General features: G+C 70.7%; 15 protein-coding genes. 6 read left to right on the top strand and 9 right to left on the bottom strand.

Annotated features, from left to right (window positions below):
* Positions 1-154: 154 nt before the first annotated feature.
* Positions 155-2,350 (top strand): ATP-dependent Clp protease ATP-binding subunit, encoded by a 2,196-nt coding sequence (locus AC3RX1_RS03950; protein ID WP_491499943.1) that lies wholly within the window; start codon positions 155-157, stop codon positions 2,348-2,350.
* Between the two features lie 174 nt (positions 2,351-2,524).
* Here the strand turns inward: AC3RX1_RS03950 and AC3RX1_RS03945 are convergent, their stop codons facing one another.
* Positions 2,525-3,910 (bottom strand): glucose-6-phosphate dehydrogenase, encoded by a 1,386-nt coding sequence (locus tag AC3RX1_RS03945; protein ID WP_491499942.1) that lies wholly within the window; start codon positions 3,908-3,910, stop codon positions 2,525-2,527.
* Between the two features lie 80 nt (positions 3,911-3,990).
* On the opposite strand from AC3RX1_RS03945, the gene AC3RX1_RS03940 reads away from it, so the two are divergent.
* Complete coding sequence (locus AC3RX1_RS03940; protein WP_491499941.1) at positions 3,991-5,787, top strand: glycoside hydrolase family 15 protein; 1,797 nt, start codon at positions 3,991-3,993, stop codon at positions 5,785-5,787.
* Between the two features lie 97 nt (positions 5,788-5,884).
* Here the strand turns inward: AC3RX1_RS03940 and AC3RX1_RS03935 are convergent, their stop codons facing one another.
* The 4 genes from AC3RX1_RS03935 to AC3RX1_RS03920 form a co-directional block, all read right to left on the bottom strand.
* Positions 5,885-6,985, bottom strand: a complete 1,101-nt coding sequence (locus tag AC3RX1_RS03935) for an ABC transporter permease (RefSeq protein ID WP_491499940.1) — start codon at positions 6,983-6,985, stop codon at positions 5,885-5,887.
* Positions 6,982-7,893 carry an ABC transporter ATP-binding protein gene (locus tag AC3RX1_RS03930; RefSeq protein ID WP_491499939.1) on the bottom strand — a complete coding sequence of 304 codons (912 nt, stop codon included), beginning with the start codon at positions 7,891-7,893 and terminating at the stop codon, positions 6,982-6,984. The genes AC3RX1_RS03935 and AC3RX1_RS03930 overlap by 4 nt, the downstream gene beginning before the upstream one ends.
* Positions 7,894-8,024: 131 nt before the next feature.
* Positions 8,025-8,804, bottom strand: coding sequence for a response regulator (locus AC3RX1_RS03925; RefSeq protein WP_491499938.1), 780 nt, complete (start codon positions 8,802-8,804; stop codon positions 8,025-8,027).
* A complete protein-coding gene (locus AC3RX1_RS03920) occupies positions 8,797-10,023 on the bottom strand; it encodes a sensor histidine kinase (RefSeq protein ID WP_491499937.1) in 1,227 nt (408 codons plus the stop codon). The genes AC3RX1_RS03925 and AC3RX1_RS03920 overlap by 8 nt, the downstream gene beginning before the upstream one ends.
* Positions 10,024-10,195: 172 nt before the next feature.
* On the opposite strand from AC3RX1_RS03920, the gene AC3RX1_RS03915 reads away from it, so the two are divergent.
* The gene (locus AC3RX1_RS03915; RefSeq protein ID WP_491499936.1) at positions 10,196-10,774 is read left to right on the top strand and encodes an NADPH-dependent FMN reductase; all 579 of its coding nucleotides are present in this window, start codon (positions 10,196-10,198) and stop codon (positions 10,772-10,774) included.
* 383 nt (positions 10,775-11,157) lie between these two features.
* Complete coding sequence (locus AC3RX1_RS03910) at positions 11,158-11,778, top strand: dihydrofolate reductase family protein (protein ID WP_491499935.1); 621 nt, start codon at positions 11,158-11,160, stop codon at positions 11,776-11,778.
* 15 nt (positions 11,779-11,793) lie between these two features.
* Here AC3RX1_RS03910 and AC3RX1_RS03905 read toward each other — a convergent pair whose 3' ends face one another.
* From AC3RX1_RS03905 to AC3RX1_RS03890, 4 genes are all read right to left on the bottom strand, one after another.
* Positions 11,794-12,639, bottom strand: coding sequence for an exodeoxyribonuclease III (locus AC3RX1_RS03905; protein WP_491499934.1), 846 nt, complete (start codon positions 12,637-12,639; stop codon positions 11,794-11,796).
* 69 nt (positions 12,640-12,708) lie between these two features.
* Positions 12,709-13,245, bottom strand: coding sequence for a YbhB/YbcL family Raf kinase inhibitor-like protein (locus AC3RX1_RS03900; RefSeq protein WP_491499933.1), 537 nt, complete (start codon positions 13,243-13,245; stop codon positions 12,709-12,711).
* Between the two features lie 105 nt (positions 13,246-13,350).
* Positions 13,351-14,766: a Re/Si-specific NAD(P)(+) transhydrogenase subunit beta gene (gene pntB / locus AC3RX1_RS03895; RefSeq protein WP_491499932.1), complete on the bottom strand. Its 1,416-nt coding sequence runs from the start codon at positions 14,764-14,766 to the stop codon at positions 13,351-13,353.
* On the bottom strand, positions 14,763-16,361 hold the full coding sequence (locus tag AC3RX1_RS03890) for a Re/Si-specific NAD(P)(+) transhydrogenase subunit alpha (protein WP_491499931.1): 1,599 nt from the start codon (positions 16,359-16,361) through the stop codon (positions 14,763-14,765). Before AC3RX1_RS03890 ends, pntB begins: the two co-directional genes overlap by 4 nt.
* A gap of 194 nt (positions 16,362-16,555) precedes the next feature.
* Between AC3RX1_RS03890 and pyrE the strand changes: the two genes are divergently transcribed.
* Both pyrE and AC3RX1_RS03880 read left to right on the top strand, forming a co-directional pair.
* The gene (gene pyrE, locus AC3RX1_RS03885) at positions 16,556-17,134 is read left to right on the top strand and encodes an orotate phosphoribosyltransferase (protein ID WP_491499930.1); all 579 of its coding nucleotides are present in this window, start codon (positions 16,556-16,558) and stop codon (positions 17,132-17,134) included.
* Positions 17,135-17,222: 88 nt separating this feature from the next.
* On the top strand, positions 17,223-18,272 hold the full coding sequence (locus AC3RX1_RS03880) for a LacI family DNA-binding transcriptional regulator (RefSeq protein WP_491499929.1): 1,050 nt from the start codon (positions 17,223-17,225) through the stop codon (positions 18,270-18,272).
* Positions 18,273-18,359: the final 87 nt, after the last annotated feature.

The following is an 18,359-nucleotide window of genomic DNA, read 5'->3' as shown; positions in this document are numbered from 1 at the left end:
AACGAGACCGTGGCCCCGTCGACGCCCGCGGCAGCGGCGGAGTCGCGTTCCTCGTCCGATTGCCCATTGCCGCCGCATCCGTCCCCTGGTAAACTTGAGTCAGCAAGGCTCAACTTTGGACGAGAGTTGAGTCGCACAGATTTCAAGGAGACACATGAACGCACAACCGCAGCCCGGGCAGGAGGAACAGCAGAGCGCTCTCGAGCAGTTCGGCATCAACCTCACCGACCGGGCCCGTCAGGGCAAGCTCGACCCCGTCATCGGGCGTGACAACGAGATCCGCCGGGTGAGCCAGGTGCTGACCCGCCGCACCAAGAACAACCCGGTGCTCATCGGCGAACCCGGCGTCGGCAAGACCGCCGTCGTCGAGGGGCTCGCGCAGCGCATCGTCGCGGGCGACGTCGCCGAGTCGCTGAAGGACAAGGAGCTGATCGCTCTCGACATCTCCGCGCTCGTGGCCGGCGCGATGTACCGCGGCCAGTTCGAGGAGCGGCTGAAGAGCGTGCTGAAGGAGATCACCGAATCGGAGGGGCGCGTGATCACCTTCATCGACGAGCTGCACGTGCTGATGGGCGCGGGCGGAGGCGAGGGCTCTGTCGCGGCATCCAACATGCTCAAGCCGATGCTCGCGCGTGGCGAGCTGCGCCTGATCGGCGCGACCACGCTCGACGAATATCGCGAGTTCATCGAGAAGGATGCGGCGCTGGAGCGCCGGTTCCAGCAGGTGTACGTCGGCGAGCCCAGCGTCGAGGACACGATCGCGATTCTGCGCGGGTTGAAGGGCCGTTACGAGGCGCACCACGGGGTGACGATCAGCGACAGCGCGCTCGTCGCCGCCGCGTCGCTGTCGAACCGCTACATCCCCAGCCGGCAGCTGCCCGACAAGGCGATCGACCTGATCGACGAGGCGATGAGCCGGCTGAAGATGGAGATCGACTCGAGCCCGGTCGAGATCGACCAGCTCAAGCGCCAGGTCGACCGGATGCGGCTCGAGGAGCTCGCGCTGAAGAAGGAGAAGGACCAGGCCTCGAAGGAGCGGCTCGCCAAGCTGCGCGAGCAGATGGCCGACGCCGAGCAGGAACTCGCGGGTCTCGAGGAGCGGTGGGCGCGCGAGCGCGCCGGCCTTAATCGCGTGGGCGAGCTGAAGAAGCAGCTCGACCAGGCGGTGACCGACCGCGACCGCGCGCTCCGCGAAGCCGACTACGCCAAAGCGTCGCGGCTCGAGTACGAGACCATCAAGAAGCTGCAGTACCAGCTCGACCAGGCCGAGCAGGCCGAGGCGCAGCCCGATGCCGAGCGGATGGTCAACGAGCAGGTGACGGACGACGACATCGCCGCCGTGATCGCGTCGTGGACGGGCATCCCGGTGGGCCGGCTGCTGCAGGGCGAGACCGAGAAGCTGCTGCATCTCGAGTCGGAGCTGGGCAAGCGCCTGATCGGGCAGAAGGAGGCCGTGCGGGCGGTGTCGGACGCCGTGCGGCGATCCCGCGCGGGCCTGAGCGACCCGAATCGGCCGACCGGGTCGTTCCTGTTCCTCGGCCCGACCGGCGTCGGAAAGACCGAGCTCGCGAAGGCGCTCGCCGAGTTCCTCTTCGACGACGAGCACGCCATGGTGCGCATCGACATGTCCGAGTACGGCGAGAAGCACTCCGTTTCGCGACTGGTCGGCGCCCCTCCCGGCTACATCGGGTACGAGCAGGGCGGCCAGCTCACTGAGGCCGTGCGCCGGCGCCCGTACTCGGTCGTGCTGCTCGACGAGGTCGAGAAGGCGCATCCCGAGGTGTTCGACGTGCTGCTGCAGGTGCTCGACGACGGGCGGCTCACCGACGGTCAGGGCCGCACGGTGGACTTCAAGAACGTCATCCTCATCCTGACCTCGAACCTCGGCTCGCCGATCCTGATCGACCCGCTGCTGTCGAGCGACGAGAAGCGCGAGCAGGTCATGGCCCTCGTGCGGCAGGCGTTCAAGCCGGAGTTCATCAATCGCCTCGACGACATCGTGATGTTCCAGGCGCTCAGCGAGGACGACCTGGCGCAGATCGTGGAGCTGTCGGTCGACCTGCTGCAGCGCCGGCTGCACGACCGCCGGCTGACCCTCGCAGTGACGCCCGACGCGCGGGCCTGGCTCGCGAGCCGCGGGTACGACCCGGTGTTCGGAGCACGTCCGCTGCGCCGGCTCATCCAGAGCGAGATCCAGGACCGCCTCGCGATGGCGATCCTCGCCGGCCGCGTGCACGACGGCGACGTGGTGCGGGTGGATGTCGCGGCGGACGGCTCGCAGCTCGTGCTGACGAGCGACGGCCCGGCCGCCGCATCCGACGACGTCATCGAGGCCGAGCTCGTCGACTGAGCCGGCGTCCCGCGACGGTCGTCTCGACTCGCCTCGCGGTTTCAACGACCGGCGCCGCCGGAACCGGACCGTTGACCTGTCGCAAATCGACCTTCGCACCCGCTCTGAAGGTCGATTCGCGACAGGCGAGCAGTCCCCGGACGGCGAGATGGCGGCGGCGCGGCGCGGGATGCGTCAGGGAGCCGTCACGGTCCGCGACGTCGCCCAGTCGGACGGACCGGTCGACCCGGCGGGATAGTCCTCGAGCGGCACGTCGCCGCGTCGCCATGCGTCGAGCACGGGCTCGATGATCCGCCAGCACTCCTCGGCGGCATCCGCCCGCACCGACAGGGCGACATCGCCGTCGAGCAGCTGCGACAGCACCTCGGTGTAGGCGAGCGCCGTGCTGTTGTCGAGACCGGTCGAGAGGATGTCGCGGCGCAGCGCGAACGGATCCTCGCCGCCGTTCACGTTCAGTTCCAGGTCGATGCGGTCGGGGCTCAGCCCGAAGCGCAGCACCCCGCCGTCGGCGGGCTTCCCCGTCAGACCGTCGGGAATGTGCCGCACCGGTCGGAACGTCACGACGATCTCGGCGCACTTCTCGCCAAGTGCCTTGCCGCTGCGCAGCGTGAACGGCACGCCGGCCCACCGCGAGGTGCGCACCTCGCACACGATCTCGGCGAGCGTCTCGGTGTCCCGCGCGGGGTCCACGCCGTCCTCGTCGACGTACGACGGCAGTGCGCGGTCGCCGATCGTCCCGGCGGTGTAGCGCCCCCGCCGGGAGTACCGCACCGCGTTGTCGTCCCAGATCCGCGTAGCGCGTAGCGCGGCGCTCTTCGCGTCGCGCAGGTCGACCTCATCCAGATCGACGGGCTCCTCCATCGCGAGGATCGCCAGCACTTGCAGCAGGTGGCTCTGGATCATGTCGACGAGGGCGCCGGCCTTGTCGTAGTACCGGGCGCGGCCCTCGAGCGCCAGTGACTCGTCGTATCGCACGAGGACCGACTGCACGTGATCGGCCGACCACACCGGTTCGACGAGCCGGTTCGCGAACCGCACGCCGAGGATGTTCAGCAGCGTCGAGCGGCCGAGGAAGTGGTCGACGCGGAAGATGTGATCCTCGGGAACGAGCCGCTGCAGCGTCTCGTTGAGCTCCCGTGCCCCGTCTTCGTCGCCGCCGAACGGCTTCTCGAGCGCGAGCACCGTGTCGCTCGGCAGGGCCACGTCCTGCAGCGCCTCGCACGCCGCCACCGTCACGGCGGGCGGCACGGCGAAGTACAGCACGACGGAATCGCCCACACCCTCGAGCAGCTTCTTCCAGTCGTCGACCTTGGTGATGTCCGCCTGCAGATACGTCGTCTCGCCGATGCGGTCGATCATGTCGCTGCTGTTCGACGACGCGAACGACTCGGCGATCTGCGCCCTCCACTGCTCCGGCGTCATCGGGTCGGTGGACGACCCGCGCAGGGTGATCTGCCGGTCGGGCTCGCGCTTCAGCAGCTGGCCGAGGGCGGGCAGGAGAAGCCGGGAGGTGAGGTCGCCGGATGCGCCGAGGATGAGGAACGTGGTCGCCTTCGCCATGGCGCCCACCATATGCCGCGGCGGTCACGCCCGCGCAACCCCCTCGCGCCGTGCACATGGACCTGGAAGACTCAGGCGCCATGTCGGTACCCATCGAAGACTACGCACTGCTGAGCAACTGCCGCACGGCGGCGCTCGTCTCCCGGGAGGGCAGCATCGACTGGCTCTGCCTGCCGCGGCTCGACTCGGGCTCGCTGTTCGGTTCGCTCCTGGGCGACGAGGACCACGGATGCTGGAGCCTGCGGCCGAGTGATCCGACCGCCACTTCGACCCGGCGCTACGACGGCGACACGTTCATCCTCATCACGCGCTGGGAGACCTCCAACGGGATCGCGGAGGTGCACGACTGGATGCCGGTCGACCCGCACCGCTACGTCGACCTCGACCGCATCGACGTCGTGCGCCGCATCATCGGCGTGCACGGCCTCGTCGAGTTCGATCACAACGTACGGATGCGGTTCGACTATGCGCGCGCGATGCCGTGGGTCCGGCAGATCGGGAGACCGGATGCTCCCGCGCTCGTGGCCATGGCGGGCCCGGATGCGGTCGCCATCCGCGGCGGGCTGCTGACGGCATCCGATCACGTGCACCGCGGCAAGGTGGCGGTCGAAGCGGGACAGAGTGTCGACCTCGTGCTGACGTGGTTCCCGTCGCACATGCGCACGCCCCAGAAGCTCGACGTCGACCCGGCGCTCGACCAGACTCGGGAGTGGTGGCAGCGTTGGGCCGATCGCATCGAGCACACCGGCCCGCACCGGGCCGAGGTCGTGCGCTCGCTGCTGATCCTGCGCGCGCTCACGAACCATGAGACCGGCGGCATCGCGGCGGCGGCCACGACATCCCTCCCCGAAGATTTCGGCGGGGTGCGCAACTGGGACTACCGCTTCGTCTGGCTGCGCGACGCCGCGCTGACGCTCGAGGCGCTGCTCGACCACGGCTTCGTCGCGCTCGCCGCCCACTGGCGCGAGTGGCTGCTGCGGGCAGTCGCCGGAGACCCCGCCGACCTGCAGATCATGTACGGCCTGGCCGGGGAGCGCGACCTGACCGAGCGCGAGATGCCGAGCCTTCCCGGCTACGCCGGCTCCTCGCCGGTGCGGGTCGGCAACGGCGCGGCCCAGCAGTACCAGGCCGATGTGGTCGGCGAGGTGCTCGTCACGCTGTCGGCCGCGCGCCAGGCGGGCCTCGAGGAGTCCGAGTTCTCCTGGCCGCTCGAGAAGAAGCTGGTCGCGTTCGCCGCGGAGGAGCTGAACCGGCCCGACAACGGCATGTGGGAGATCCGCGGCGACCCGCACATGTTCACCCACTCACGCGTGATGGTGTGGGCGGCGTTCGATCGCGCCGTGCGCGCCGTCGAGGAGCATGGGCTCGACGGTCCGGTCGACAAGTGGCGCGACGTGCGCGATCGGGTGCGGCACGAGGTCGAGACGCAGGGGGTCACGAACGGCCACTTCACCCAGTACTACGGGACCACCGAGGTCGACGCATCCCTGCTGCTGCTGCCCCAGGTGGGCTTCTGCGCCGCGGACGACCCGCGGATGCTGGCCACGGTGTCGAAGATCGAGCACGACCTGATGCAGAACGGGATGCTGCGCCGCTACCGCACGTCGACGGGCGTCGACGGTCTTCCCGGGGCGGAGTACCCGTTCCTCGCGTGCTCGTTCTGGCTCGTGGAGCAGTATGCGGCGACCGACCGGCTCGACGACGCGCGCTCGCTCATGGACCGGCTGTGCAACCTCGCGAACGACGTGGGGATGCTGTCGGAGGAGTACGACGTGGAGGGCAAGCGTCAGGCCGGCAACACGCCGCAGGCCTTCAGCCACCTCGCGCTCGTGCGGGCGGCCGACGCGCTGTCGCGCGCCGGCCAGAAGCCGCGGTGACGCTTACCGCTCGTCGGGCGAGGAACCGTGCTCGGCGGACGACCGGCCCTTCGACTCGGGCGCGCTGCGCGCGACCTCGCTCAGGGACCTAGGGCGCTCACGCCTTGAGCGCCTCCGTCAGCTTCACCCGGGCGCCCATGCGCAGCAGCGAGTTGCGGTAGATCTTCGAGCCGACGAGCACCGCGGCCACGCACGTGGCGACGAGGATCATGAGCGAGAGCAGCGGCTCCCACCATCCCGCATCACCGAGGTACAGGCGCAGCGGCATCGCAACGGGCGCCGAGAACGGCACATACGACATCACACCCAGCACGATCGGGTTGTCGTTGAAGAAGATCACGAGGAAGTACGGCGCGAGCACGAGCATCGTCAGCGGCATCGTGGTCGAGCCGATGTCCTCCTGCCGCGACACCATGGCCGCAGCCCCCGCGAACAGGGCCGCGAGCAGGACGAACCCGAACAGGAAGAACACCGCGAACCACACCATCGGGCCGCCGAGTCCCGCCAGCACTGCGCTCTGACCGCTCACGCTGAGGCCGATCACCGCGATCGCCACGAGGGCGACGATCTGCCCCATCGCGAGGATCGTGTTGCCGATCACCTTGCCGGCCATGAGCGCCCGCACCGGGATGGCCGAGATCAGGATCTCGACGACGCGCGTCTGCTTCTCCTCGACGACCGATTGGGCGATCGTGCCGCCGAACATCGACGCCGACATCAGGAACACGACCCCGAATCCGATCGCGACCAGGTAGCGCAGCAGGGCGTCCTGAGTGCTCGTGTTCAGCAGCTCCACGGTGGGCGCGACGCTGAGCTGCGCGACCAGCTGCTCCGGCACCGAGTCCTTCGCCACGATCTTGACCTTCACCGGGCTCTCACCGTCCGGCACGATCGCGGCGTCGGCCGTGCCGTCCTTGACGAGCGCGATCGCCGCCTCGGGGGAGTCGGCGGTCGTCGCGTCGAGGTTCGACATGTCTGCGACGACGGAGGCGGTCTGGCTCGTCACCGCGACGGGCGTCTTCGAAGGGTTCGCCGCGGCGAAGCCACCCCACACGACGGCGGCCAGCGCGATCGCGAACATGATGGCGGTCGAGATCACGAAGGCCTTGCTCCGCAGCTTCGAGGCGACCTCGCGCTCGGCGACCAGCCAGACGCTCTGGGCCATGGTCGGGCCGGCGGGGGCGGTGGTGGTGCTCACTGGATGACCTCCTTGAAGATCTGGGCGAGGGAGGGACGGCGCGGCGAGAAGCTCTGCACCTGCGCTCCGGCGCCGCCTTGACCGTCCGGCGCGCCGTCGACCGCGCGGCGCAGCACGCGCTGGGCTGTCTCTTCCGCGTCGACGTCGAACACCGCCGAGCCGCCGGCGAAGTCGACGACCGTGACGCCCGGCTCCCCGCGCAGCCAGCCGACGTCGCCGGAGGTGCGCAGTTCGTAGCGCAGCCCCGCGTGCTCGGCACGGAGCGTCTCGCTGGAGCCGGCGGCACGGATCGTGCCTGCCGCGATGATGACGAGGTCGTCGCACAGCCGCTCGACGACGTCGAGCTGGTGGGAGCTGAACAGCACCGACACGCCCTGCGCGGCGCGCTCGGTCAGCACGCCGGCGACCACGTCGACCGCGAGCGGGTCCAGGCCGGAGAACGGCTCGTCGAGAATCAGCACCTCGGGGTCGTGCACCAGTGCGGCGGCGATCTGCGCCCGCTGCTGATTGCCGAGCGACAGCGTCTCGACCTTGTCGTGCAGGCGCTCGCCGAGCCCCAGCTGCTGCAGGAGACGCGTGGCGTTCGCCTCGGCATCCGTCTTCGAGTATCCGTGCAGCCGCGCGAGGTACGCGATCTGCTCGGCGACCTTCATCTTGGGGTACAGGCCGCGCTCCTCGGGCATGTATCCGAAGCGGCGGCGGTCGCCCGTCGTGATCGGGGCGCCGTCGAGCGCGACCTCGCCGGCATCGGCGTCGAGCACTCCCAGCGCGATGCGCATGGTGGTGGTCTTGCCGGCGCCGTTGCCGCCGACGAAGCCGGTGAGCCGGCCGGGGGAGACGTCGAATCCGACGTCGTCGAGCACCCGGCGTCCGCCGTAGCTCTTCGTGATGCCGCGCAGTTCGAGCATCGGTCCTCCTGTCGTGAGTGTGATCCCACGCTACGGACAGACGGATGCCGCCGCCTCCCCCGTGCGACGGGTATCGACGGCTCAGCCGCGCAGGGGAGGGACTCCTGCCCGTCGGAGTCCCGTGCGGATCGTCAGGCGAGGCCGTGCCGGTAGGCCAGGACGACGGCCTGCACCCGATCGCGGGCGCCGAGCTTGGCGAGCACATTCGACACGTGCGTCTTCACGGTCGCCTCGCCGATGAACAGGCGCCGGGCGATCTCGGCGTTGCTCAGGGCGTCGGCGAGCAGCCGCAGCACCTCCGCCTCGCGGTCGGTGAACGGCTCCGCCGGCACGCGCGACTCCGGTCGGTGAGCGAGCGAGGTGCGTCCCCACGCGTCGGCATCGGTCGTCGTTCCGACCCCGCGCTGCGCTCGTCGCGGGGCGACCGCCGGGTCGGGGCGATTCGTCGCGGTCGCCGCGCCTCCCCGCTCGACGGGCTCGGCGCCGGCCGTGAACCGTGCGATGACGCGCCGCGTCACCTCAGGGGCCAGGAGCGCGTCGCCGGCGGCCGCGACGCGGACCGCCCGCGCGAGCTCCTCGGGGCCGGCGTTCTTGAGGAGGAACCCGACGGCGCCGGCCGACAGCGCCGCGAACAGGTAGTCGTCGCGGTCGAACGTCGTGACGATGAGGACGGCGGTGTCGCCCGTCTCGGCAGTGATGCGGCGGGTGGCCTCGAGGCCGTCCATGTCGGGCATCTGCACGTCCATGCAGACGACGTCGGGCCGCAGCGTCCGCACCGCCTCGACCGCTTCGGCACCTGTGGACGCCTCGCCCACGACGACGATGTCGTCGGTCGCCTCCAGCACCATGCGGAACCCCGCGCGCATCATCGCGTGATCGTCGACGAGCAGCACGCGCACCGGCTCACGCATCCGCCATCACCGCCAGGGGAACCGAGACGCGCACGAGGAACCCGCCCTCGTCGCGCGGATGCAGCTCGATCGCGCCGCCGGCCGCCGCGGCCCGCTCCCGCATGCCGACGAGACCGAGGCCGCGTCCGATGCGCACGACACGGCGACCGGTGTTGGCGACCTCGAGCTCCACTCCTTCGGGGCTGTAGCGCAGACGCACGTCGGCCGACGCATCCGTCCCGCCGTGCCGGCGGACGTTCGTGAGCGCCTCCTGCGCGATCCGGTACAGCGACACCTGCACCGTGTCGGGCACCGGGCGCGGCGCGCCGACGACGGTGAGCCGGGCGGGCACACCGCCCGCGGTGGACTGGTCGACGAGAGTCGCGAGCGCGGCGAGCCCGAGGGTCGTCGCGGCGGTGTCGGCGTCGTCGGACCGCAGCGTCTCGAGCAGCTGGCGCAGCTCGCCGAGGGCGCTGCGGGCGGATGCCTCGACCTGCGCGAGAGTGCGCGCTGCGGCATCCGGGTCCTTGCCCATGACAGCCCGCGCGGCTCCTGCCTGCACCCCCATGAGCGACACGTGGTGCGCGACGACGTCGTGCAGCTCCCGCGCGATGCGCACGCGGTCGAGGGCGACGGCCTGCGCCGCCGTGCGCTCGCGCTCCCGCTCGAGCTCCGCGGTGCGCTCCTCGAGGGTGCGGCGCTGCGTCGCGGCCGCGTGGGTGCGCTCGCCGAAGTAATACGCGCCGCCGAAATAGAGCGCGTTGACGAGGATGTTCAGCAGCGCGTAGGCCACGAAGGGCGAGAACGCGCCGGCGTGGGAGAGGCCGTCGGGGTCCGGATCGGTCGCCTGGACGAAGGTGGCGGTGAGCAGCCAGACGAACATGCCGACCGTGATGCCGACGCGCACCCACAGCGCCCGGCGGCGATCGGGCGAGATCGCGCCCACGGTGTAGAAGCCGATGAACATCGCGATGTTCCCGGCGTACAGCTCCGGGACGTGCCACGTGCTCGCCGTGAAGTAGGCGCCGGCCGTGACGATCGCCGCGGTGCTCGGCCAGCGGCGCCGGACCGCGATGGCCACGGTGAGCACCGCGGCATACACGACGGCCACCCACAGCGGCGCCTGCTCGTCGCCGTAGATGCCCGCGACGCTGCCCAGGGCCGTGCTGATCAGCGTGCCGACGCCGATCGCGGCCCCCAGGGCCAGGTCCCGACTGGGCGGACGAAAGTCAGCACGCATCCCTCCACCGTAGAGGCGCGCCGGAGGAGCCGCCTCCGCCGCACGGGGGAGGGGGCTCCCGATGTCACGCAGGTTCATGCACGGGAATAGATCACAGGAAGGGCTGTTTGACTGGGAGGGGCGCCCGCGGGTGCCCGGAAACGACACGTCAAGAACAGGAAGTCCCACCACCGTGACCCAGTACACGATCGGCTACATCGTCGGCAGCATCTCCAGCGCCTCGCTCAACCGCAAGCTGGCGAAGGCGCTCGTCGCCCTCGCGCCCGAGGGGGTCGAGCTCGTCGAGATCCCCATCGCCGACCTGCCGTTCTACTCGCCCGACCACGACGCCGACTACCCGCAGGTCGCTCGTGACTTCAAGAAGGCGATCGCCGATGTCGACGGTGTCATCATCGTCACGCCGGAGTACAGCCGCTCGATCCCGGGTGTGCTGAAGAACGCGCTCGACTGGGCGGCCCGTCCCTACGGCCAGGGCTCGTTCGACGGCAAGCCCACCGCCGTGATCGGCACCTCCGGCGGTGCGATCTCGACCGCCGCCGCACAGCAGCACCTCAAGGCGATCCTCAGCCACTACAACGCCCCGACGCTGGGTCAGCCCGAGGGGTACATCCAGGCCGTTCCGGGTCTGTTCGGTGAGAACGGCGAGGTCTCGAACGACGGCACCGCCGCGTTCCTGCGGGCGTACCTCGACGCGTTCATCGCGCTCGTCGACCGCTTCGCCGACGTCGAGGAGTCCGTCGCCGCCGCGTGACGCCGATTCGCCGGGAGAGGCCGGGGCTCGCGCCCCGGCCTCTCTGCGTCTGCCCGTCCGGTGCTCGCCGGTGCGTCCCGGCGAGGACCGCTCGCCTGTCGCACATCGACCTCTTCGGACACCGGGAAGGTCGATGTGCGACAGGTGAACGGTCCCGCGTCGCGTCGGGCTTGAGCCGACTGCTTGTTCAGAGCAAGCTCGGTTGTGAGGACACCCCCTCAGCGGGGAGCGGGATGTCGCAGCCGCCCTCGAGGCCGGGGACGTCGTCGTCGTGGCCGGCGACCCCGCCCTGCTGCACCGATTCGCCGCGACATTCCACATTCGGCCCGCCGCAGATCGGCGACGGGCACCGCCTCCGCAGCGGACGAGCAGAGGAGCATCGCATGACCGGACGCATCATCATCGACCTGTTCACCACCCTCGACGGAGTGGCGCAGGCGCCGGGCGGACCCGAGGAGGACACGTCGGGCGGCTTCCGGTTCGGCGGATGGCAGGCGCCGCTCGGCGACGAGACCGTGGGCGCGCAGATCATGGCCGGGATGGAGCCGCTCGACGCGCTGCTGCTCGGGCGCCGCACGTACGACATCTTCGCGGGGTACTGGCCGCATCACACCGACGGACCGGAGGGCGCGATCGGGCGCCTGTTCAACCGGGTGCCGAAATACGTCGCGTCGCGGGGGACCCCGCAGCTCGACTGGGCGGGAAGCAGCCTGCTCGGAGCCGACCTCGACGCGGAGATCGCCGCGCTCCGCGAGCAGCATTCCGAGGTGCACGTGATCGGCAGCATCGACTTCGCCCACACGCTGCTGAACCGTCGGCTGTTCGACGAGCTGGTGCTGTGGGTGTACCCGATCGTGCTCGGCGAGGGCAAGAAGGTCTTCCCGGACGGGATGGCGCCGGCGCGGTTGAAGCTCGTCGCGCCGCCGGCACCGTCGCCGGTGGGCGCTGTGCAGCTGCGCTACGCGCCCGACGGGGAGCCGACGACCGGCGACATGACGGCGTGAGTCGGGCTCGCCCGCTCAGCCGAAGATCATCGGCACGTCGTCGTCGGATGCGTCCGACGGAAGATCGACGTCGACGACGACCGGCACGTGGTCGCTCGGGACCTCGCCCTTGCGTTCGTTGCGATGAATCGCTGCGCCGGCCACGGCATCGGCGAACGCGCGTGAGCCGAGGATGAAGTCGATGCGCATGCCCTGGTTGCGGGGGAAGCGCAGCTGCTTGTAGTCCCAGTACGTGAAGCCCTCGGGAACCAGCGGCCGGACGACATCGCTGAGCCCGGCGCCCTCGAGGGCGTGGAACGCCGCCCGCTCGGCCGGCGAGACATGCGTGGACACCCCCTCGACCACGGCCGGGTCGCCGTTGTCCGCGTCGGTCGGGGCGATGTTGAAGTCGCCGACGAGGGTGAGTGGAAGCCCGGGATCGCGCGTCAGCTCGTCGGCGACGTGGGCGCGCAGCGCGTCGAGCCAGTCGAGCTTGTACGCGAAGTGCGGGTCGCGCAGGCTGCGGCCGTTCGGCACGTACAGGCTCCACACTCGCACGCCGTCGATGAGCGCGCTCATCGCGCGGGCCTCCTGCGGCTGATCAGGGCCTTCAACGCCCTTCGCGAACCCCGGCATCCCGGGGAACGCGGTCTGCACGTCCTCGACGGGGAGCCGGCTCGCGATCGCGACGCCGTTCCACTGGTTGAAGCCGTGGGCGTGGACCTCGTATCCCGCTTTCTCGAACGGCTCGTAGGGGAACTGGTCCGGGGTGCACTTGATCTCCTGCATCGCCAGCACGTCGATGTGCTCGCGCTCGGCGAACTCGACGGTGCGGACGACGCGGGCACGGATCGAATTGACGTTCCATGTGGCCAGGCGCATGCATCCAGCCTATGGCCGCCCGCCGACACCCCCGTGTCGTCCGCCCCCACCGGCGGCCGCCGGCCCGGGTCAGTCGGAGGAGGCGGTGCCGGTGAGGATGCCGCGGCCCAGCGAGTGGAAGTGGCGGTTGAAGCCCAGCACGGCGGGGGTGGATCCCGGCGGAATGTCGAGGTGCGAGACATCGAGGGCATCCACTACGAAGAAGTACCGGTGCACACCCGTCGTCTCGGGCGGGGCGGCGCCGTTGTAGCGCTCGTTGCGCGCCTCGTTCGGCAGCGTCACGGCGCCCGACGGCAGCGAACCCGCCGCGCCGTCGCCGGCACCCGCGGGCAGCTCGGTGGTCGACGCATCGATGTCGTACACCGCCCAGTGCCAATACCCCGAGCCCGTCGGGGCGTCGGGATCGAAGCACGACACGGCGAAGCTGCGCGTGCCTTCCGGTGCTCCCGACCAGCTCAGCTGCGGTGAGCGGTCGGCCCCGCCCATGCCGGCACTCCAGCACTCCTTGGGCAGCGCCTGACCCTCTTCGAAATCGGCGCTGGTCAGCGTCATCCGCGGGAAGTCCTTCAGCCGCGCGAGCTCGGCATACGGGTCGTAGTCGAACATCCAGTCCTCCTTCGTCGCAGTCCTGGTGCCCAGGCTACCCGCCGGGGTCCCTCCCCGCGCGGGAGGGCTGCTGCCGTGCGACCCGGATGCGCCGGCCGGCGCTGCTCACAGCGCGGCGAGGATGTCCTGCACCCGCTCCTTCGCGTCGCCGAACAGCATCTGCGCGTTGTCGCGGAAGAACAGGGGATTCGGCACGCCCGCGTATCCCGACGCCATCGACCGCTTGAACACGACGACGTTGCGGGCCTCCCACACCCGCAGCACCGGCATCCCGGCGATCGGGCTGCCCGGGTCCTCCGCCGCCGCGGGGTTCACGGTGTCGTTCGCGCCGATCACGAGCACGACGTCCGTCGACGCGAAGTCGTCGTTGATCTCGTCCATCTCGAGGACGATGTCGTACGGCACCTTCGCCTCGGCGAGCAGCACGTTCATGTGACCGGGGAGGCGGCCGGCGACCGGGTGGATGCCGAACCGCACGTTCACGCCGCGCTCGCGGAGCTTGCGGGTGAGGTCGGCGACCGCCGACTGCGCCTGCGCGACAGCCATGCCGTAGCCGGGAGTGATCACCACGCTCGACGCGCCGGACAGAAGGTCGGCGACGGCCGCCGCATCCGTCTCCCGATGCTCGCCCTGCTCCGCCTCGTCGGAGGAGCGCGGCGCCTCGATGCCGAAGCCGCCGGCGATCACCGACAGGAACGACCTGTTCATCGCCTTGCACATGATGTACGACAGGTACGCACCCGACGATCCGACGAGCGCTCCCGTGACGATCAGCAGGTCGTTGTTCAGCAGGAAGCCCGCCGCGGCGGCCGCCCACCCCGAGTAGCTATTGAGCATCGAGATGACGACCGGCATGTCGCCGCCGCCGATCGATGCCACGAGGTGCCAGCCGAGCGCGAGCGCGAGGACGGTCACCAGGATGAGCAGCCACAGCTCGGGAGTGATGACGTACCAGACGGTCAGGCCCACGAAGACGACGAGGGCGCCGATGTTGAGCGCGTTCTTGCCGGGCAGCATCAGCGGACGCGACGACATGCGTGCGGAGAGCTTGAGGAACGCGACGATCGATCCGGTGAACGTCACGGCGCCGATGAACACCCCGATGAACACCTCGGCGTGATGGATGCCCACGAGGTTCGCGGCGATCCCCTCGGTCTGCAGGGCGCCGTTCCATCCGACGAGCACGGCGGCGAGACCGACGAAGCTGTGGAACAGCGCGATGAGCTCGGGCATCCCGGTCATCTTCACGGTGGCCGCCCGCCACAGGCCGATCGCGGCGCCGACGGCCACGGTGACCACGAGCAGGGTGAGGCCGAGCGGCGCGCTGCGCGTGCCCCAGGCTCCTTCGATCATGAGCCACACCGTCGCGACGAGCGCGACCGCCATCCCGACGATGCCGTAGACGAGACCGCCCCGCGCCCGCTCGGGCCGGCTCAGTCCGGCGAGGCTCAGGATGAACAGCAGCGCCGCGACGATGTACGCCGCGCCGGCGACCGCGCCGGCCACGCTCACGCCGCTCACCGGCGGGCCTCGTTCGCCCCGGCCCGAGCGGCGGATGCGTCCGCCGCGGTGGTGACCGGGTCCTTCACGAACATCGACAGCATCCGCCGGGTCACCGCGAAGCCGCCGAACACGTTGATCGCGGCGAGCAGCACCGCGGCCGCCGCGAGCACCTGCACGATGAGATCCGGTGCGACCAGCTGTGCCATCGCGCCGACGATGATGATGCCGCTGATCGCGTTCGTCACGCTCATGAGCGGCGTGTGCAGGGCGTGCGACACGTTCCCGATGACGTAGAAGCCGACCACCACGGCGAGCGTCAGCACGAGGAAGTGCTGCGGCAGCGGCGGTGGCGCGAAGGCGCATACGGCGAACAGCGCGGCGATGCCCAGCGCGACCAGGCTCGTGCGACCGGCGCGGCCGAGCGTGCGCTTCGGCTTCACGGCGGGGGCGGATGCCGCATCCTGCGCCGGCGTCGTCGGCTGCTGTGCGGCCGACACCTGCACCGGCGGGGGCGGCCAGGTGATCTCGCCCGCGCGCACGACCGTCACCGCCCGCTGCACGACGTCCTCGAGGTCGACGGTCAGTTCGCCGTCCTTGCGCGGAGTGACCAGGGTGAGCAGGTTCACGAGGTTCGTGCCGTACAGCTGCGAGGCCTGTGCGGGGAGGCGCCCGGCGAGATCGGTGTACCCCAGGATGACGACGCCGTTGTCGCTGACGACGCGCTCGCCGGCGACGGAGCCCGCGACGTTGCCGCCCTGGGCGGCCGCCATGTCGACGATAACGCTGCCGGGCTTCATCCGCGCGACATCGTCGGCGGTGATGAGGCGAGGCGCGGGGCGTCCGGGGATCTGCGCCGTCGTGATGATGATGTCGACATCGGCCGCCTGCTCGGAGTAGATCTCGGCCGCGCGCCGGTCGTACGCCTCGCTCGTCGCCTTCGCGTACCCGTCGGTGGACTCCTCCACCGCGACGTCGACGGGCAGGTACTGCCCGCCGATCGACGCGACCTGGTCGGCGACCTCGGGACGGGGATCGGTGGCGCGAACGACCGCGCCGAGGCTCGATGCCGCCCCGATCGCGGCGAGGCCGGCGACCCCGGCGCCCGCGACGAGGACCTTCGCGGGCGGCACCTTGCCGGCCGCCGTCACCTGACCGGTGAAGAAGCGGCCGAACTCGTGCGCCGCCTCGATCACGGCGCGATAGCCGGAGATGTTCGCCATCGAGCTCAGCACGTCCATCGACTGGGCGCGGGAGATGCGCGGCACGGCGTCCATCGCGAGCGCGGTCACACGCTGTGCGGCGAGCTTCTCGAGCAGCTCGGGGCGCAGTGCGGGGCTCAGCAGGCCGATGAGAGTCGCGCCGGGGCGCAGCCGCGAGATCTCGTCGGGCGTGGGCGCCTCGACCTTCAGCACGACATCCGATGCCCAGGCGACGGTGGCGTCGACGACGGATGCGCCGGCGTCGACGTAGGCGTCGTCGGGGAACGAGGATGCCGCCCCGGCCCCGGCCTGCACGACGACGTCGTAGCCGAGCTTGCGGATCTTCGCGACGGTGACAGGGGTTGCGGCGACGCGATTCTCGCTCGCCTGCTCGGCGACGATGCCGATGCGCATAAGCCCTCCGGTGGGTGTTCGGGTTCCCGGTCGGCGGCGGGCGCCGCGCCGGGACATCTGCGACCGACTATAGGGGCGGACGCGGACGGCACCCGGCTCCGCGGCGCCGAGCTGAGCGGAAAGAACGCCGGAATCTTCGGCAGCGTCACTCACGCGACAGTGGGCCGGCGCATCCGCCCCCGTAGAATCGGGGCATGGCCGCCGCATCCACTCCCGCACTCGAAGCCGACCGCCAGACGCTCATCGGTCTCATCAAGGACGAGGCGGTGTTCCACGGCAACTTCACGCTGTCGAGCGGCAAGAAGGCGACCTATTACGTCGACATGCGCAAGCTCACGCTCGACCACCGGGCGGCCCCCGCGATCGGGCGCATCATCCTCGACCTGATCCACGACGTCGACGGCATCGTCGCGGTCGGCGGGCTGACGCTCGGCGCCGACCCGATCGCCAACGCCGTGATGCACGAGTCGGCCCGCACCGACCACCCGCTCGATGCGTTCGTGGTGCGCAAGGAGCCCAAGGACCACGGCCGCGGCCGTCAGATCGAGGGGGCGGATGTCGCGGGCAAGCGCGTCGTCGTCGTCGAGGACACGTCGACCACCGGCCAGTCGGCGCTCAAGGCGGTGGAGGCGCTTCGGCGCGAGGGGGCGGAGCCGGTCGCCGTCGCGGTGATCGTCGACCGCAAGACCGGCGCGCAGGCCGCCGTCGAGGCCGCGGGCCTGCAGTGGCTCGCGGCGATCGACCTCGACGACCTCGGCCTCGCCCCGCAGTAGCGGAGACGCTGACGGGCCGGCAGTCCGGCCCGAGTGGGCCGCGGGTCGACGCATCCGGTAACGTTGCCAAAAAGCGAGATCGGACGCCATGGAAGACGAACCGACGACGGAGCCGAGTCCCCGGCGCGCGACGATGAAGGACGTCGCGGCGCGAGCGGGCGTCGGCCTTTCGACGGTGTCACGCGTCGTCTCGCGCAAGGGCGGCGTCGCTCCGGCGAAGGTCCGCGCCGTCGAGCGTGCCGTGCGCGAGCTCAATTTCAGCCGCAACGACTTCGCGCACACGCTGCGCACCGGCACCTCCGCGACGATCGGCATGGTCGTCACCAACATCTCCGACCCGTTCTTCTCCGCCCTCGTCAGCGGGGTGGAGGAACGCGCCCGCGCCCGCGATCAGCTCGTGCTCGTCGCATCCGTCACCGACGACCCCGAGGAAGCCGAGCGCATCGTGCGCCGCCTCCTGCAGCGACGGCTCGACGGGCTCATCCTCGTCGCCCCCGAAGACGCCGACCTCGGGTTCCTGGAGGACGAGCAGCGCGCGGGAACGCCCGTCGTCTTCGTCGACCAGCCGCCCGCCGGGCTCGACGTCGACGTCGTGCTCGTCGACAACGAGGGGGGCGCGGCGACCGCCGTGCGGCACCTGTTCGCGGCCGGTCATCGCCGCATCGCGTGCTTCGCGCACGTGTCGGGGAGGTTCACGTCGCTGCGCCGAGAGGCCGGCTACTACCAGGGGCTGCGCGAGACCGGGCTGCCCGCCGACCGCGCGCTCGTCGTCTCGGTCGACGACGAGGTCGACGTCTGCGCGGAGGCGCTGCTCGAGCTCTCGCGCCTGCCCGATCCCCCTACGGCGATCTTCTCGACGAACGGCCGCACCACGAAGGCGATCCTCGGAGCGCAGCGGCTGCTCGGCTCCCGCCTCGCGCTCGTCGGCTTCGACGACTTCGACCTCGCCGTGCTGATGGACCCGCCCACGACGACGATCGTGCAGGACCCCGAGGCGATCGGCCGCGCCGCCGCCGACCTCCTGTTCAGCCGGATCGCCGGCCGCGGCGGCCCCGCCCAGCGCATCACGCTCGCGACGAGGCTCGCCGAGCGCGGCTCCGGCGAGCAGCCGCCGCCTGTGGACCGCTCGCCTGTCTGAAATCGACCTTCCGGAGCCCGATCACGGTCGATTTGCGACAGGTGAGCGGTCCCCACTGCTCTGCGCCGCCGGCGCGGGGAACGGCGC

Source organism: Microbacterium altimontanum (genome assembly GCF_058349865.2).
The sequence above is the reverse complement of the archived record's forward strand: the minus strand, read 5'-3'. Positions and strand labels throughout refer to the sequence as shown.

Coding starts and splice junctions, on each gene's coding strand:
- AC3RX1_RS03950 (WP_491499943.1), top strand. CDS start 155: ATGAACGCACAACCGCAGCCCGGGCAGGAGGAACAGCAGAGCGCTCTC.
- AC3RX1_RS03945 (WP_491499942.1), bottom strand. CDS start 3,910: ATGGCGAAGGCGACCACGTTCCTCATCCTCGGCGCATCCGGCGACCTC.
- AC3RX1_RS03940 (WP_491499941.1), top strand. CDS start 3,991: ATGTCGGTACCCATCGAAGACTACGCACTGCTGAGCAACTGCCGCACG.
- AC3RX1_RS03930 (WP_491499939.1), bottom strand. CDS start 7,893: ATGCTCGAACTGCGCGGCATCACGAAGAGCTACGGCGGACGCCGGGTG.
- AC3RX1_RS03925 (WP_491499938.1), bottom strand. CDS start 8,804: ATGCGTGAGCCGGTGCGCGTGCTGCTCGTCGACGATCACGCGATGATG.
- AC3RX1_RS03920 (WP_491499937.1), bottom strand. CDS start 10,023: ATGCGTGCTGACTTTCGTCCGCCCAGTCGGGACCTGGCCCTGGGGGCC.
- AC3RX1_RS03910 (WP_491499935.1), top strand. CDS start 11,158: ATGACCGGACGCATCATCATCGACCTGTTCACCACCCTCGACGGAGTG.
- AC3RX1_RS03905 (WP_491499934.1), bottom strand. CDS start 12,639: ATGCGCCTGGCCACATGGAACGTCAATTCGATCCGTGCCCGCGTCGTC.
- AC3RX1_RS03900 (WP_491499933.1), bottom strand. CDS start 13,245: ATGTTCGACTACGACCCGTATGCCGAGCTCGCGCGGCTGAAGGACTTC.
- AC3RX1_RS03890 (WP_491499931.1), bottom strand. CDS start 16,361: ATGCGCATCGGCATCGTCGCCGAGCAGGCGAGCGAGAATCGCGTCGCC.
- pyrE (WP_491499930.1), top strand. CDS start 16,556: ATGGCCGCCGCATCCACTCCCGCACTCGAAGCCGACCGCCAGACGCTC.
- AC3RX1_RS03880 (WP_491499929.1), top strand. CDS start 17,223: ATGGAAGACGAACCGACGACGGAGCCGAGTCCCCGGCGCGCGACGATG.